The 17,093-nt window shown below is 35.9% G+C and carries 14 protein-coding genes; all 14 read right to left on the bottom strand.

The window, feature by feature from the left end:
- Positions 1 to 21 precede the first annotated feature (21 nt).
- The 14 genes from K429_RS0123230 to K429_RS0123165 all read right to left on the bottom strand — a co-directional run bounded on the left by K429_RS0123230 (position 22) and on the right by K429_RS0123165 (position 17,078).
- Positions 22 to 1,767, bottom strand: coding sequence for a bifunctional UDP-sugar hydrolase/5'-nucleotidase (locus K429_RS0123230; protein ID WP_029328268.1), 1,746 nt, complete (start codon positions 1,765 to 1,767; stop codon positions 22 to 24).
- Positions 1,768 to 1,776: 9 nt separating this feature from the next.
- A complete protein-coding gene (locus tag K429_RS0123225; protein ID WP_029328267.1) occupies positions 1,777 to 3,711 on the bottom strand; it encodes a HAMP domain-containing sensor histidine kinase in 1,935 nt (644 codons plus the stop codon).
- Between the two features lie 207 nt (positions 3,712 to 3,918).
- On the bottom strand, positions 3,919 to 4,875 hold the full coding sequence (locus K429_RS0123220) for a glycosyltransferase family 4 protein (RefSeq protein WP_029328266.1): 957 nt from the start codon (positions 4,873 to 4,875) through the stop codon (positions 3,919 to 3,921).
- 21 nt (positions 4,876 to 4,896) lie between these two features.
- The gene (locus K429_RS0123215; RefSeq protein ID WP_029328265.1) at positions 4,897 to 5,931 is read right to left on the bottom strand and encodes an NAD-dependent epimerase/dehydratase family protein; all 1,035 of its coding nucleotides are present in this window, start codon (positions 5,929 to 5,931) and stop codon (positions 4,897 to 4,899) included.
- 7 nt (positions 5,932 to 5,938) lie between these two features.
- Positions 5,939 to 6,793: a polysaccharide deacetylase family protein gene (locus tag K429_RS0123210; RefSeq protein ID WP_029328264.1), complete on the bottom strand. Its 855-nt coding sequence runs from the start codon at positions 6,791 to 6,793 to the stop codon at positions 5,939 to 5,941.
- A 19-nt stretch (positions 6,794 to 6,812) separates the two neighbouring features.
- Entirely contained in the window at positions 6,813 to 7,397 is a 585-nt protein-coding gene (locus tag K429_RS0123205) for a DapH/DapD/GlmU-related protein (protein WP_029328263.1), read from the bottom strand.
- Positions 7,398 to 7,403: 6 nt separating this feature from the next.
- Positions 7,404 to 8,615, bottom strand: a complete 1,212-nt coding sequence (locus K429_RS0123200; protein WP_029328262.1) for a glycosyltransferase family 4 protein — start codon at positions 8,613 to 8,615, stop codon at positions 7,404 to 7,406.
- Between the two features lie 2 nt (positions 8,616 to 8,617).
- Complete coding sequence (locus tag K429_RS0123195; protein WP_029328261.1) at positions 8,618 to 9,637, bottom strand: hypothetical protein; 1,020 nt, start codon at positions 9,635 to 9,637, stop codon at positions 8,618 to 8,620.
- Between the two features lie 9 nt (positions 9,638 to 9,646).
- On the bottom strand, positions 9,647 to 10,828 hold the full coding sequence (wecB, locus tag K429_RS0123190) for a non-hydrolyzing UDP-N-acetylglucosamine 2-epimerase (RefSeq protein ID WP_029328260.1): 1,182 nt from the start codon (positions 10,826 to 10,828) through the stop codon (positions 9,647 to 9,649).
- 177 nt (positions 10,829 to 11,005) lie between these two features.
- Positions 11,006 to 12,079 carry a polysaccharide biosynthesis protein gene (locus K429_RS0123185; RefSeq protein WP_029328259.1) on the bottom strand — a complete coding sequence of 358 codons (1,074 nt, stop codon included), beginning with the start codon at positions 12,077 to 12,079 and terminating at the stop codon, positions 11,006 to 11,008.
- Between the two features lies 1 nt (position 12,080).
- The gene (locus K429_RS0123180; RefSeq protein WP_155923472.1) at positions 12,081 to 13,265 is read right to left on the bottom strand and encodes a hypothetical protein; all 1,185 of its coding nucleotides are present in this window, start codon (positions 13,263 to 13,265) and stop codon (positions 12,081 to 12,083) included.
- 88 nt (positions 13,266 to 13,353) lie between these two features.
- Complete coding sequence (locus K429_RS0123175) at positions 13,354 to 14,511, bottom strand: EpsG family protein (protein WP_029328257.1); 1,158 nt, start codon at positions 14,509 to 14,511, stop codon at positions 13,354 to 13,356.
- Positions 14,512 to 14,514: 3 nt separating this feature from the next.
- Positions 14,515 to 15,930: a lipopolysaccharide biosynthesis protein gene (locus K429_RS0123170; protein WP_029328256.1), complete on the bottom strand. Its 1,416-nt coding sequence runs from the start codon at positions 15,928 to 15,930 to the stop codon at positions 14,515 to 14,517.
- Positions 15,930 to 17,078, bottom strand: coding sequence for a TDP-N-acetylfucosamine:lipid II N-acetylfucosaminyltransferase (locus K429_RS0123165; RefSeq protein ID WP_029328255.1), 1,149 nt, complete (start codon positions 17,076 to 17,078; stop codon positions 15,930 to 15,932). Before K429_RS0123165 ends, K429_RS0123170 begins: the two co-directional genes overlap by 1 nt.
- Positions 17,079 to 17,093 lie beyond the last annotated feature (15 nt).

The following is a 17,093-nucleotide window of genomic DNA, read 5'->3' as shown; positions in this document are numbered from 1 at the left end:
TTGCGACTGCAAAGATAGCGATTATTTTTCCACTTTTCCAAACAAGTATTCATAATCCCTTTTGGCGGCAGGCTCTACCCATTCTTCGGGAATAAATTTCCATTGCCCTAATGCATGTGGCTCAATCACACCCTTTTTCTCTATATACTGCATCAAGTAATAACGCAGATCTTTATCTGTAGAGAACAAGATACGCCCTTTCAATTCATCTTGAGGAATCCCGGCTCCCTTAGTCAACAATTCTCCACCACCATTACCACGGTATGAATTCAGTGCTACTTTATACATCTTGTCCATAGAAAAAGGAGTGCCATCAGCCATACTGATAATAGTAATCTTCTCCCCTTTCGGTTTTGTTACATCTACCGTATATATGATGCCGGCTGCCGAATCGAAGTTAAAACTAAAATTCTGGAAAGAAGCACGATCCGTTGCACCTTCACGACGCTGTTTGCGGAACAATAACAGATGGTCATCAGCTGATTTCATCTGATTCGTCCACAAGTTATATGACATTTCCAGCGCATCCTTCACCTCCTTACCGGACAGTTTCATGGTATAGAGCATGTTCTCATACTTATATAAGTTGAACATATCGCTCACAAACACATCCCCCTTGTTAATTTCCGTATCATACGACAGGGGCGCAGCAAGCGATATATCAGCATTGGTTATTTCAAGCTGCAACAAATGAATCAGGTCAATAAAGGCAGAAGAACCGAAATAGGCAGGACGCGTGGAAATGGTCTCTGTGAAGCTGCCTATTTTCTTGGATACGAAATCCTGCACCGCATTAAACTGGGGAGCAAAATGCTTCATGAAATCCTCACTTGCAGCATAATCTTTCATATCCGTCAAAGCACCGTCAATATGCTTCTCTATGACTTTTCCTTTTCGAAGTTTCAAAGTTACATCTGCGTTTGCCACAACAATTCCCTTGCTTGCGGGATCCATAATCAAGACAGAATCTCCGGCTATATTTTTAATCTTCTTCAATTCACGGGCATGATCGTGTCCCATCAGGACGATATCGAATCCGGGAACGTTACGAGCTACTTCTACAGAAGCATTTTCACGATACTTACCGCCCATCAGCAATGCATCCTGTCCGGCATGGAAAATACCGATCACCAGATCAGGCTTTTCTTTTTCCCGGATAATCTTCATCCATTTGCGAGCCGTTTCTTCCATATCATCAAAGCGCAGTCCTTTCCATAAGTTCTCCGACAACCATACAGGAATAGCAGGAGTAATCATACCCAACACTACGATCTTCACGCCATCTCGCTCCAATACTTCATAAGGTTTGAAATGAGTCTCTCCCGTAGCCGTATCAATAATATTAGCGCCTAAAATGGGAAACTTGCAGTCGTCTGCCCAACGGTCGAACACGGCACGTCCGGTCTCCACATCATGATTACCCATATTGCCGGTATTATACTGCATATAGTTCAACACTTCAGCTGCCAGATGCGGAGAAACAGTGTCAATATAATTGTAATAATAGGCACAAGGCTGGCCTTGCAGAATATCCCCGTTATCTAATAGAAGCAGGTTATCTTTATAGACTTCGCGCTCTTTCTGCACAAAAGCATGTATGCGCGCCAAACTTCCTCCAGCCTCATGGCGGAGTATGAAATCATAAGGATAATAGTTCCCATGTATATCACTGGTCTCTACTATTTTCAGCTTTACGATCTTATCCTGAGCTGATACAGCTACTATCAGGAGGAATATCCACCCTAAAAAAAAGGAAACTCTCTTCATAGTTATTAGTTATTTCTTTGGTTGTTCGATGTCTAATGGATGTGTAAACACAAATCTTGCCCCATCCGTATATCCCGGATCCACCCAGATCTCTCCTCCCCACTTCTCTACGGTCAACTTACAGATGGAAAGTCCCAATCCTGTGCCCTGTACGTACTCGTTCAGTTTTTCGAATCGCTCAAATACAAGCTTCTGTTTTTCCAAAGGAATACCTGTACCCGTATCCGAGACAGAAAACAGGACTTCTCTCTGCTTCTCATCGACTTTCAGCCCCAAAGTAATCTTACCATTCCGGGTAAACTTATCGGCATTGGAAAGCAGATTTATGATAACCTGTTGCAGACGCTGAGTGTCAGTGCGCATATCCATGCTTTCACGGTCACACTCAAAGATAAATTCATTTTCTGACTTGCGAGCCTGACTGACGGAAGCCAAAACGCGTTGGCACAACGGCACTACATCACATTCCTCAAATGTAAACGTAACCCGGTCCGCCTCCAGACGGGAAACATCCAGAATATCATTTATCAAGCGGAGCAGCAAATCAGAATTGGTTTTAATGATATCAACATACCCCTGCTGTTCATCTTCCGAACTTCCCCCGGAAGCCAACACATCCGAGAATCCCACAATTGCATTCAGCGGAGTACGGATTTCATGACTCATATTGGCGAGGAAGGCACTCTTCAGACGGCTGGACTCTTCTGCACGGTCTTTCGCATCTCTCAAAGCACTCTCCGACTCTTGCAGTTCATCTTTCAGCTTTTTGGTATGGTAATAGAAGTACAATGAAACAAACAACCCCGCAGATAACACGACTAAAATGGTTGCAACAGTCCAGATATGATATTTATATTGTTCGTAGAACGATGGATTTTCATTCACCATTTCTATCGGCTGATGAATAAAAGACAGATCCAGACGCTTTTCCTTCACAATCTTACTATCCATCATCACTTTATTAGGGATGACTTCTACTTCTATACGATCACTGTCAGCTCCTTGCAGCAGACGGACTGCCTGATACGCCATATCCTTGCCCAATGGCCGATAAGAGGGTGTCACTCCACCTATAGCCCAATAACCGATACCGACAGAACTAATGGAAAATGTAGGTACATCACCCGCAGCTTCCATCATGGTATAAGTTGCATTACGCATAAAATATCCGTCGTACATATCCACACGCCAGGTACCCATCAACAAAGCTGTATTCGGGGGCAATTCATGAAGCTTATCACTGATGGTATAAATCGTATTGGTACGTCCATCCAGTAGAATCAGATTTAACTCCGGATGTTTCTTCATCTCCGCTACTACATGGGCTTGCAAGGAAACGCCCCCATAACTGTTATCAGAAACAAAAGCTATATTCTTAGTATTCGGATATAAGTGTTTTATCAGATTGATATTGGCTTCCACATCATATTCATAAACAAAACCGGCTTTGACTGAAGAATCAGTAAAGTCATTAAAGAAATCCACTGCACCAGGCATCCATGTTTTCAGATTTACAGAATCATCCGGAAGAATAATGGCATTGCGGCTTGCCAACGAAGTCAGTACCGGGAACTTTCCACGTATAGAATCTGCTTGCGACAGATAGGCAGCCCATGCCTCCTGACCAATTAAAACAAGTAATACAGGCGCGCGCTTTCCCTCATACTTATCCAGTATCTCCGCCATTTTCGATTTCCACTGTGGCGACTCGGAGAAGCTTTTGCAGTTCATGTTTTCCAAGGCTATCGGAGCTTTTCCACCCAGACGCTCAAACTCTTCCATGAAATCGTATATATTTCCGGAAGTCTGACGAGCATCCGGATTATACGAACTGATAATCAGTACTGGGTGTTCTCCAGTCACCGCAAAGGCTGATGAAAGCCCCCAAATGGATATCAGTAAGAAAAGAAAAAAACTATATATTATTTTCCTAAATAAGCCCATTCAGTGAATATAGAATTGTTTCGGCAAATATACAATAAAGTTATAAGGATAGAAAAAAAGTTGTAGAATTTTAAACTATAAAAAAAGAAACGGGCGGTAAGAGATAGTTTATCAAGCTACCGTCTTACCGCCCGTTATTATAAAAAAAAACAGGATATTTTTATTTAGATATTCATCGCATTGTTTCCTAAAGCCGGAGACTCATTTTTATTTTCCCTTTTGAATATGCAAATGAAAATACCTTCTCATAAACAACACATAAATGCCACTCAACAATACAATTATTCCCAACAAATACCAATAACCATATCTCACGAAACAGAAATAACCTAATATGACCAAAGCCTGTGCCCCCATATAAATTAATGATACCCCAACATGAGGTATTTTCAACTCGTTTGCCATCAATTGATACATGTGTTTTCGGTGGGGCAAACCGATGTTCTCATGAAGCATCAGGCGATGAATGATAGTCAGAACACTATCGACACCATAAACGGATAACAGGATTATCCAACTGAAATCTTCTGTTTTAATGATGAGCTTCCCTATCAGAAAAAGGAGAATAAAAGCGATACTCACAGAACCGACATCACCCGCAAAACACTTCGCCTTCTTACGGAAATTGAAGAAACAAAAGACCAGGACTGAACAAAGAACGGTATTAATCAAAGCCGGTTCAACAAACGTAGTGATCTCAGAATTGATATAAGCTAATGCACCAAGGATAACCAATGAATAACCACCTGTGATACCATTGATGCCATCCATAAAATTATAAGCATTGATGATACCCGTACAAATAATCAAAGCTATAATGATCCACCACCAGGAAAGCGAAAACAAGCCCCATTGGTAAAACATTAGAGCCATAGCAGTAAAGTGAAACACCAACCTCAGACCTTGGGAAGTAGAACGGATATCATCTACAAAACTGATAAAAGTGATCAGAGTCAATGCCAACATAAACCATGGATACTCCCAATGATTACTCAGGAAATAGGCTAAAGCTCCAAAATAGAAGATTATACCGCCACCACGCAAAGTTATCCGTGAATGAGAACTACGCTCATTGGGCTTATCAATGATATTACACTTATCAGCTACTCTAAAATAAAAAAGTTCTGCTACAAAGAGCAGAACTAATATAATGATATAATACACGATTTACAATTTATAAATAGGTTAGAAACTCCGTATTGTTTTCATTATTCCATCCGCCGCACGGACAGGCATCCGGTCAATACCAAGAGCTGATTTTATCTTCTCATTACTTACCACGTAATTCTCAGTCAGTTTTCTCAGCCGTTCTGTATTCAAAGGCAAATGAAGCAGCGTACCCAAGCCTGCGCAACCTTCCATCATTTTTCTGTTCATTTTCCAGATGTGAGGCTCCTTACCCATAGCTTCACACATAAGAGCAATCAGTTCATTCGTAGACAAAGCTTCGTCATCACCCATGTGATAAATACCGCTCGCTACGTCTTTTGTCAACAAACCTTCCACTACATAGCAAAGATTATCTATAGAAGTAAAAGAACGCTTGTTCTCAAAATCGCCTAAAGGCCAGGGGATACCTTTCTTTACCACATTATAAAGCAAGTTCAGATTACCCTTATTACCAGGACCGTGGATCATACAAGGACGCAAGATATACACTCGCTTATCAGAGTATCTTACATTCTCCTCCTCCGGAGAGGTTGTTTTTCCCCGATTAACGGGAGAGTTAAGAGGGGGTAAGTACCCGGAGGAGGTGGTAGGTAAAATAAAATGCTCCTTTATATAACTTTCAGCTGCAATCTTACTTTCTCCATAAGGACCAACCGGAGTCGGTATCACATCTTCTGTCAGCATATCCCCCACTACACTGTCTGCGGCAGCTTTCACAGAACTGAAAAAGATAAACTTCTTCGCAGATGATTCTAAAAAGAAATCAAATATCTTCTGTGTCAGCCCTGTATTGATATCAAAATATACCTGAGAAGCAGACCGATTCTTTGTATCATGCGCTTTGCCTGCCAAATGGATGATAGCATCAAACTTTGGTAATTGTTGCATGGGAAAAGAAGTTGTTTCAATATCTTTCCAAGAAAAAGTCTTTACCACCCCCTCCTTTTCAGGGGCAACAATATCAAGACCATAAAGGGAATAGTGTCTTTTTAAGGCAATAACAAGATTAGAGCCCACAAAACCGTGAATACCTGTAATTAATATATTCATGATTCTCTTATTTTAAACTATCTAATTGTATTATAGGAATAGTATCCCAATTTATCAGTTCATCCGCCTGTTCCACATTATAGAATTCATAGTGATCCAATAGTCGTTGAAACTTAGTAAACGCACCTTTTATACCCACATAACTTTTAAAACGACGTACAGCAGGTAAGTTCTTCATGACAGGTTGTCCTTCATCAAAATCTCTCGGATGAAAATAAGTCATCATGTAATCACTATGTCTTCCCCAATGATTAATTAGCCAGTAAGGAAACAAACGGAAGAAACCACCACCGGAAAAAACAATATGTTTGCCCATTATCCGATGGATGTTTATAGGAAACTCTTTGATAATCCTTCCATCACCAACATCAATGCGTTTCGGAACACCTTCTCCATAACTTGGCATACCACCATAATCATGAGGAGCAGGAAACATCGAACAGTCATATCTGAATCCCATCTCTGCCAAACAATAAAGCGCCCAAGTATTATTCTTAGTGATAGAAAATCCCGGGGCACGAAATGCATTCACTTCCTCTCCCGTTACATCTTCTATCAGGCGTTTCGCCTTCAATGTATCTGCTTTAAATGTCTTCTCATCAAAACGGAAAGACAACTCATGCTGGTAGGAATGACAACCTATATGATGCCCTTGCTTTTGAATAGAACGAATCACATCTGGATGTCTTTCCGCAATCCAGCCAAGGCAAAAAAATGTTCCTTTTTGATTCCGTTTCTCCAATTCTGTGAGAATACGGTCCACTCCCTGATATATACGCACTTCATGTTTATCCCAATTGAAATCACCTGAGATAAAGTCGCAATTATACCAGTCTTCAATGTCGAAGGTTAGTATATTCAAAACAATAATATTTACTAGATTATTTTACAGAAATTCTCTGAGGAATTTCTTTCACGACCTTAGCAGGTCTACCTGCAGCAACTGTCCATGCTGGAATATCTTTTGTAACCAAAGAACCAGCACCAACTATTGCCCCCTCACCAATAGTAACACCAGGCATAATAAATGATTCCATACCAACTAAACTACCCTTTTTCATATGGATTATACCTAGTTTATAACCAAGCTTTGCATAATCATCTCCAACACAATAATTAGACAAATCTCTTTGATGGCATAACAAACGAGTACCACTAGCTATATGCACATGATCTTCTAATATTATATGATCTGCATGATTCTCATCTACAACAACATGATCTCCAATAAATACTCCCTTACCTACCTTACAGCCAAGTCTCCTCAATAGAAAAGGACGTAACATTCTCGGATTTATTGGTTCAAAAATAACCCAATTCATCATACTCAATAAAAAAGCATGATACATGTTTCCAAAAAATTTTCCAATAACTTTAAATAGACTGACATCGCCATATTCCTCCTCTGAATAATTTAAACCTATAAAACGAAGGAAACGATATGTTAAACTTAGTTTTTTCATCATAGTTAATTAAAAATCCTCTTTGAGTATTCGACACAGATTATCTATACAGATATCTTTTTGGAATTCTCTTTCAAAGTAGCAACGACCATTATGTCCCAAAGTTTCAAAAGCCTCCTTATTCACCAGTACATTATTTCGAATTATAGTAGCCAAAGCCTCATAATCTCCCGCAGGAACAGCATAACCACAATTAGCTTCTTTTATCACGTCTGCCCCACCATTACCAATCATTGCTAAAACAGGTCTTCCAGCAGACATATATGCCTGTAAACGTGCAGGAACTACCATTCCCAAATGAGGGAATCCTGATCGTAAAGTAACAAGCAAAGCATCAGCCTTTTTAAAGAATCCCGGCATTGCTTCAAGTGGAAAACGCCCTAATGTAAATGCTGTATCACTCAACTTATTAGCTTCTATAAAATGATCAAGCCATTCCTTTTCACTTCCATTACCTATAAATATCCATTTCAAGTCCTTTATATCTCTTAAAGATAGAATCAACTGAACAACTGCATCTAAATTTTGGGAGTGCCCTAAATTTCCAGCAAGTATTATTTTAAAACCATCTGGTAATTGAGGGATAGGATATTCCGAGTCCGCTTTCAATAAATCATCACTCCAATTCGGAAAATACTTTATTTTATCAATAAAATCTCCTTTAGATAAAATAGATTCAGTAAAACGCTTACTACTAATTAAGATTCTGTCACATTGACTATAGATATTTACCACCAATCTATTTACAAACGATAAGATTTTCTTATTTTTAATTCCGCCACCAGACATCATGGCATCAGGCCATATATCTAATACCCATAAATATACCGGAACTTTTCTTAGTTTCCGCAGAAGAATAGCAGGATATGCTTGAAATATTGGAGAGACTTCATGTACAATTATTGCATCATAATTTCTCCAAGCAAAATAAAAAAGTACATTAAAACACGAAGAAAGAACAAAGCTCAGATAGTTTATCATTAACTTTAACCCACCTCCTGTACCCCGTGGTATTTGAAAGGAACGGTATACATTCACTCCTTTTATACTCTCCCGACGTTTTTTAAAGAGACCATATCCACTATAAATTTTACCTTCTGGATAATTAGGGATACCTACTAATGCATCTACTTCATGTCCTCTCTTCACCAGCTCAAAAGCAATATCATTACTTTTAAAATTTTCAGGATAAAAATACTGTGTTATTAGTAAAATCTTCATTTCTATTCAATAGATATTGAGAGCGAACATCCATCTATATTCTTCAATGCTCTCCCATTAAAGAATATTCTTTGCAATACTCTACTACATTTATATCTGGGAAATTCTATACTACCAAATTGAAATATAAACGGCCATATATCTTTCTTCTCTTTGAAGATTTCACGCCAACTTATGCCATCATCCGTAATCCACAAATGTGAGTATCTATCTTTATTCATTTCAGATGGTTCTACTGTCGTCGAAAGAAAAGATATATTCCCTAACTGTCCTCCCTTTATGGCAGTTCCCTGTATTTTTACCAATGAATTAATTTGCATAGAATCTCTAGCAAACATTTTGATTTCATTCTGCACATATTGAGAATCTGTAGCAAAAACAACAAAATGTTCATAAAAGAACAACTGACACGAACGATATTCTTGGTTTCCTCTAAATACCTCAACTATTGTCTTAAATTCATCCTCAGTATAGCCAATAATACATTCATTCTCTCTATCTCCTGTGCAAAACCATAACCGGTTTGTAAATTCATCCCAAAATAAGCCATGAATATGATTTATATTGCCTTCAGAAAAAGTGTAGGCTATTTTCCAAGTCAAGCCACCATCAATAGATACATATACATGAACAGCTTCTTTTCCAATATTGGCAAAGTATTCACCCCAATAAATATGCCCATTAGGCAACTCACACAAATTTAAAGGTCTAGATCCTCTTGGTATAGAAAACACCTTTCTAAAAACAGAAGAATGATTATTTTTATAGAATATACCTTTCTTTGCAATTACCAAATAGCCTCCATTTTTTAGTGAATATAATCCATTTATCTCAGCACGTAAAAATCTCCGAAGTAAAGAATATTTAGAAAAAAAACTATATTTATCTATGACACTAGCAAAAAAATCATATTTTTTTAAAGAAAAATCATATTTAAAAATTTGGTAACCTTTAGAACCTAAGAAATAATCATCAGTTACTTCCAGAACTTTTATACCTTTAAACTTCTCAAGAATTGTCATAATCCTTCTCTACTTTCTCCAAACCATCTTGTTTACTACTCCAGTATAACTCTGAATAAGTTTCACAACTTTAGTCGATACATTCTCATCCATATAATCAGGAACAGGAACGCCATTATCTCCATTATTATTCATTTCAACAGCCGTATCTACTGCCTGCAATAATGACTTTTCATCAATGCCAGCCAATACAAATCCGCCTTTATCCAACGCCTCCGGACGTTCCGTACTTGTACGAATACAAATAGCAGGAAAAGGATAACCCACCGAAGTAAAGAAACTGCTTTCCTCCGGCAAAGTCCCACTATCACTCACTACAGCATATGCATTCATCTGTAGACAATTGTAATCATGAAATCCAAGAGGTTCGTGCTGTATTACACGAGAATCAAGTTTGAATCCACTTGTAGTCAACCGATTACGACTACGAGGATGGCAACTATAAAGAATCGGCATGTCATACTTTCCTGCCATAGCATTAATGGCATTAAACAAAGAACAAAAATTCCTTTCTGTATCAATATTCTCTTCTCTATGAGCTGACAGCAAAATGTATTTCCCTTTTTGCAAATTCAATCTTCTGTGGATATCTGAAGACTCTATTTCCTGTAGATTCTCATGGAGTACTTCTGCCATAGGCGAACCAGTCACATAAGTACGCTCTTTTGCGACTCCTGAAACATTCAAATATCTGCGAGCATGTTCCGAATAACAAAGATTCATATCGGAGATAATGTCTACAATACGACGGTTAGTTTCTTCTGGCAAACATTCGTCAAAACAACGGTTACCAGCCTCCATGTGAAAAATAGGAATATGCAATCGTTTAGCGCTTATTACACTGAGACAAGAATTTGTATCTCCCAGTACTAATACGGCATCAGGCTTCACTTGAAACATCAGTTTATAACTGGCATTAATAATATTTCCCATTGTGGCACCCAAGTCATCTCCCACAGCATCCATATACACTTCTGGTGCTTTCAATTTCAAGTCACGAAAAAAAATCCCATTCAAGTTATAATCATAATTCTGTCCTGTATGAGCCAGTATACAATCAAAATATTTACGGCATTTATTTATGACAGCCGCCAAACGAATAATCTCTGGACGTGTACCCACAATAATCAAGAGTTTCAGTTTACCATTCTCCTGAAACTCAATATCTGAATAATCTAATTTTATGTTCAATTTATTAAGTATAAATTAGTACAAATAACCATCATCTACCTAAATTTAAATTAGGTAGTTATTCTAGTTAATCTATTAAAACAAATTATAACTGAAGATGTCAGATAGGCGAGAGGTAGATAAAAAACAACTAAAATCTGACATGAGAAAATGATCTCTACTGAGAATATATAAACTTTACTCTGAACGTATTTCTTTCGCTTTAGAACGTTGCTGAAGACCTAAATCTTCACGAATAAATCGAAGCTTTAGAAGTAATTCTTTCATTCCCCCTATATCAAGACGACGAGTGTTATGACTATGATAATCTTCTATTTTAGCAATTTCTTTATTTCCTTCATTAAAAAATTTATCATAGTTCAAATCACGATTATCACAGGGAATACGATAATAATCCCCCATATCTATAGCCTTAGCCATTTCTTCACGAGTAACAAGTGTCTCATAAAGTTTTTCTCCATGACGAGTACCAATAACTTTCACTTCGGTGTCACCATACTTAGGATTAATTTCTGCATAAACCTGCTTTAAAGCTTCTGCAAGCGTTTCAAGAGTAGCTGCTGGAGCTTTTTGGACAAAAAGATCTCCATTCTTCCCATGCATAAATGCATAAATAACTAAATCAACTGCATCATCCAATGTCATCATGAAACGTGTCATATTGGGATCGGTTATAGTTATAGGGTTTCCCTGTTCTATTTGCTCTACCCACAATGGAATCACCGAACCACGACTTGCCATTACATTTCCATAACGCGTACAGCAAATAGTCGTTTGCGCATTTTCCCCCAATTCACGTCCTTTGGCCATCGCAATTTTCTCCATCAGTGCCTTGCTGATGCCCATAGCATTAATAGGATATGCAGCCTTATCTGTCGAAAGCACAACCACATTCTTCACACCATGTTCAATTGCTGATGCAAGCACATTACCAGTACCTATCACATTGGTCATTGTTGCCTCCATTGGAAAAAATTCACAACTTGGCACTTGTTTTAAAGCTGCAGCAGCAAACACATAATCTACACCACGCATAGCCACATCAACAGAAGCCTTATCACGTACATTACCAATATAAAATTTCACTTTAGGATTTTGTAAAGCATGACGCATATCATCCTGTTTCTTTTCATCTCGTGAAAATATACGTATCTCCTTAATATCTGAATCAAGAAAACGACGTAAAACTGCATTACCGAAAGAACCTGTACCTCCAGTAATCAAAAGAACTTTACCTTTAAAAATTGACATTTTACTGTTTATTTACTATTTTACAAATTTCTTCAATCGAATAATCATTATAGAATAAAACACATTTATTATAAACCTCATATTCTACTGCAAGAGTTGATCTATATGATATTACGAAATCAACATTCGGAAAAGTATCGTTTTCTATTAAAATATAATTTCTTTTCCTTTGTAATTCTTTATACTTAGAAATATCTTGCACCCCAGGATGGAGTTTCAAAAAAAGATTTACCTTGTCCAAATCTATTCCATATATTAGATCTCTTTCCTTATCAAACAATCCATAAGCTGGATATCCAACTATCAACACATTAGATTTATTTTCCACATTATAATTTGTCAGTTGAATCGTTGGAGGTAATATCCTCACAATCGGTTTTGAAAGAATAGTGGCCTTTATTAATAACTTTGCTTCGTTTTTTGATAATGCATATAAAAGAGTTATATTTTTAAGTTTAATAGGCCAATCAGATTCAGGCATTTCTATTCCATGTTGAAAAAGAACTTTTCTTTTTTGAGGCGCATGATCAAAAAGAATTGCCCAACGATCTATTTGATTTGCAAATGATATCTCAACATCATTAGATAACTTTTTTAAAAAGTCAGCTGTTAGGTAATACTCAAAACAAACATAATTTCTAAATAAATATTTAAATCGCAAAAAAAAGACAGATATTAATATGGTGAATATAGAATACAAGTAGGCCTTAAAGACATCGAACACATTTATACCCTCAAATACATTATGTACATTTTTATCCACAACCTTTTCCATCGATGTAGGAATAAACAATGGATATAGCCAATCGGTAGATGATGAATACAAGTCTGCTATTTCAACTCTTTTCCTTAGAAGAATAGCATATGATAAATATAGTTTATTGGTAATCTTCTTTTTTCTAATAATAATAGACAACACTATAAAAGGGAGAAGCAAAATTGTTACAATGACAAGTGATATTATTGGTTCAGTAATAATTGCCAATTTCCAAAATATGTATTGTGAACACCTGTTATTAAATACAAATTGAAAATTCTTGGGAATTCTACTATAAAAGAAATCTAGATTTCTGTTTTTTTTCTTATTAATATAGGCAATTATATTTGCATAGTGGCTAATGTACAATTTTATTGGATGTGAATTAATAAAATCAATTATTTTTCTATTTTTCAAAATATTCAACATATTCATTATATATGATTTACTAAATATATATTCGTTTCAACACATTCACAAAAACAACAATTATTCATTAAAGTACATCTAAAGTAAATTAAAAATAATTCAACCGCTTGTACTCTATTATAGGATCAAATACAGAATGATAGGGATAATATTGATCAATATACCTCATTGAAGATCCCTCATAGGGAATAAGATAATCGCTTAAGAAAAAATAAGAAATTATACAAATGACAGCTATTGACATCCATTTGGAAAAACACTTTAATTTAGGAATTTTAAATTCCTTAACAAATGCAGCAAGTATAATTAGATAACTAATATCAAAATAAATCCTAAAACGCCAAATAATTGGGAAAATACTCACTAAAATATTTATTACCAGATATGCAAATCCCATATAGGCTAATGGAGTATCCTTTGATTTAAAAAGAAAATATATCAATACAAAAGCTATACACAAACGTCTTATAGAAAAAATAGAGAATTCATCTCTTACTCCCAGATCCTCACTTTGCATATATCCTAAACCGATAGAAGAGATATTCGAATTAACAGATCCAGATGTAAAAAAGTCTGCCAAAAGTATACCTACATCTACAGTAGAAAGAAAATAAATAAATATAATTATCAAACTTAAGGTCATCCATAGCGTGATTTTATTAAATTTCAAGAACTCAACAAGCAATGGAAATATCAATATAAAAGCAGAATTATGAAACATAAACGCAGCAAACACACACAATAAATACTTAGCTATTTGCTTACTCCTTAAATAGGAATAACCATATAAAGCAAAACCTAAAGCAAAAGACTGGCGCAATAAATTAAAGTTTAATACCAAGTAGCTAATAAGTGCATAAAGAAATATACATAAAAAAACATTCTTGGTTTCCCTCCTAAAAAATGAGAAAACAGCCATATTTAGGAATACGGCTTGGATTATTTTAAAAAATACAAACTCACCAGTGAAGAATCTGCACACATACATCAAAAGAATCCATCCAGGCTGCCGTCTATCTTCTCCTCCTTCAAACAAATCGGAAAATCTAAAGTTATCGACATCAAACAGCTTATATTCCTTCATATAATGAGGAACATCAGTACCAACTTGAAACTGCAATGCTGATATGGTAATGAACCAAAATAATAAAATATGATACCAAGTATTTTTATATTTTGATTGACCTAAAATATCATACCATATCGCAATAAAAAGACAAAAAAGTAGAGAAAAGGTATATAACATTGGCTACCTAACAAAGCTTTTTGTGTATCTAAATAAGTCATTCACCTCATGTCTGAAAAATAACGCCGCAGTAAACGCAGCACCCAATAAAAGAGTATATTTTACACAAACATTTTCCACGAATAAGGTTATGATAGCACTGGCAGTAATAACCGTCACCGAAAAAAACATATACTTATACGAATCCACCACATGATAGTGTTTCTCGCCAAGGTATGTTTTTAGAATCATAGAGACTATAGCCGCCATTGATGTAGCAATAGCAATTCCAGGAATTCCCATCGGAATACGTAGCAACATACAGAAAAAGAGATTGACAAAAACAGAAACAATAAACACAGCTATATTCAAATAAGTCTTTTTTGAGATTCCAATACCCATCCCTGTCGTCTCACCGATAATATAACAGACCGGAGCCAAAATCAAGAAGGGAAAAAATGTCTTGGCAGCCCTATACTTCTCTCCAAGCAATAAAAAAATAGCATCTTGAGAAAGAACAATAAACAAGCCAAATAGAGTTAAGACACAAACTAAATAGCGATGAACTTTAAAAAATTGTCCGGTTTGTGTCTTATAATTTTCATAAGTATAAGGTACCCAAAAAGTATTAAATCCAGCTTGCACAAGTAGTATTATGTTTGCCAAAGCAACGGCAGAAGTAAAAATACCAACACTGTGATAGTCCATTGTATTTTGCATTACAATCTGCGGAATAGAAGAGTTAGCCCACATCAATACAGAAACAGGTATTAATGGAATAGCAAAAGAAAATATTTCTTTTGTAGCCTCTTTATCATACTTTTTTATTTTTTCAAAACGCTCTCCCTGTATAAATAAAAATGCTAACGCAAGAATAAGATGAGAGATCGTCAACACTATTAAAGCTGGCTTATAAGAAGAATCCCAAAAACCAACCCCGATGTAGAGAACCTTAGAAACTAAAGCCATTAAGACACCTTGTATAGTATACAACTTGATATCCTTCTCCATCCGATATGTCAAGTTCAAATATCTCAATGTAGCAGTACAAAAAACACTCAAAAAAAATAGCCACAACAGCAAATTGTCTTTCTCCTGAAACATCACTCGAGACAAAAAATCTCTAAATGGTATTGCAAGAATAACAAACAGTAAAATCAAAGAATAAGTCACTGCAAAACAAAATGTAAAAAGATATCCAATAGTTCTGTTATTAGGTCGTTCATAATAAAATCGAGCATAAGCCTGATCCAATCCTACTAAAATTAAAATCCCCCAAAGATTGGTATATGTATTAAATATATTTATCTTACCTAACACAGAAGGATCAAATAGCCGCGTAGATATAGGTGCAGATAAAAAACTTATAATAAAAGAAATCCAGGTCACAACAGAAAAACCCACAAATTTCTTAACAAAAGACTTACCAGTTTCTGCCATTAATCCACTATGTTTTCCTTAAGAGACCGAGCTATTCTTTCCTCATTATAACGCTCCAAAACAAGCTCCCTGTTTCGTTGCTTATCTTTAGTGGACAATGGAGTATCCAAATCCTCTCCTTTTGCTGTCTCTATTGCAAAAATGTTAAATCCACAATCCACAAACCACTTATATAAAGGACTTCTTTCTGACATAAAAACCTTAATACCCAGGTAAAGTCCCATAATTATCGTTCCTATAGACTCCTGCCTCCAGGCAGACATTACCATAGAGCGTACTTTAAGAAATATCTGATTATAAACCTGGAGTGGAAGATAATTTGTAAGTACTTCAACGTTTTGAGGAAAAGAGGAATTATAAGCATTTTCAACTTCACTCACATATTGTTTGCTACCACCATAAGACAAAACAAGAGTAAATTTCAGTTCATCTTTCAAATCCATTCTCTTCAGGAGATTCAGTACATACAAATGATTATTAGAGTAAGAAGCTGAGTTACCCACCATAATCGTATCACCGTCAAAAAAAGGAGTATCTATCAATTTTCCTAAGACTTCTGATAATGAATAATTAAAAACCTCATAAGAATGGATCTTTCTTGAAGCATACTGTTCTATAAGCGCTGCATCATAATAACAACAATGTTGAATACTATTTATTCGATGAGAAATATATTTAAATTGTCTATTAATTTGAAAGTTAAATTGATACTCATACCCTTTAACTTCAAGAGCCAGTTTAAATAAACATGGCAAATACCTCCTAAAGACTCTATATTTGTCATATCTCACAGGATTTGTATAGTATAATTTAAAACCATTTGGCTCCAAAAATTGATTATACAAATCAGCTCCATACACCTCCCAGCAAACATGAACATCTATGGGTGCTGACTTGATAAAGTCAATCATATCCATTGTTAAATAATGAGCAATGATATGAGTATAATCAGAAAAATCAAAAATTTTTCCTTCTTTTTCACCTTGATTTCGCAGAATTACTGGACATTCTTTATACTTATGCAAATGTTTGAAATTAGTAGTCAAACTAAATATAATAACATCATTATGATATGGAAAAACATTCTCATATACCCCAAGCATCCTCTCAATCACTTGATGATCTATAATTAAATGAAGTATTTTCATTAATCAATATTTTTA

It is taken from the genome of Bacteroides sp. 14(A), from assembly GCF_000526555.1.
Taxonomy (GTDB): domain Bacteria; phylum Bacteroidota; class Bacteroidia; order Bacteroidales; family Bacteroidaceae; genus Bacteroides; species Bacteroides cellulosilyticus.
This window is presented reverse-complemented; position numbering and strand designations above follow the sequence as displayed.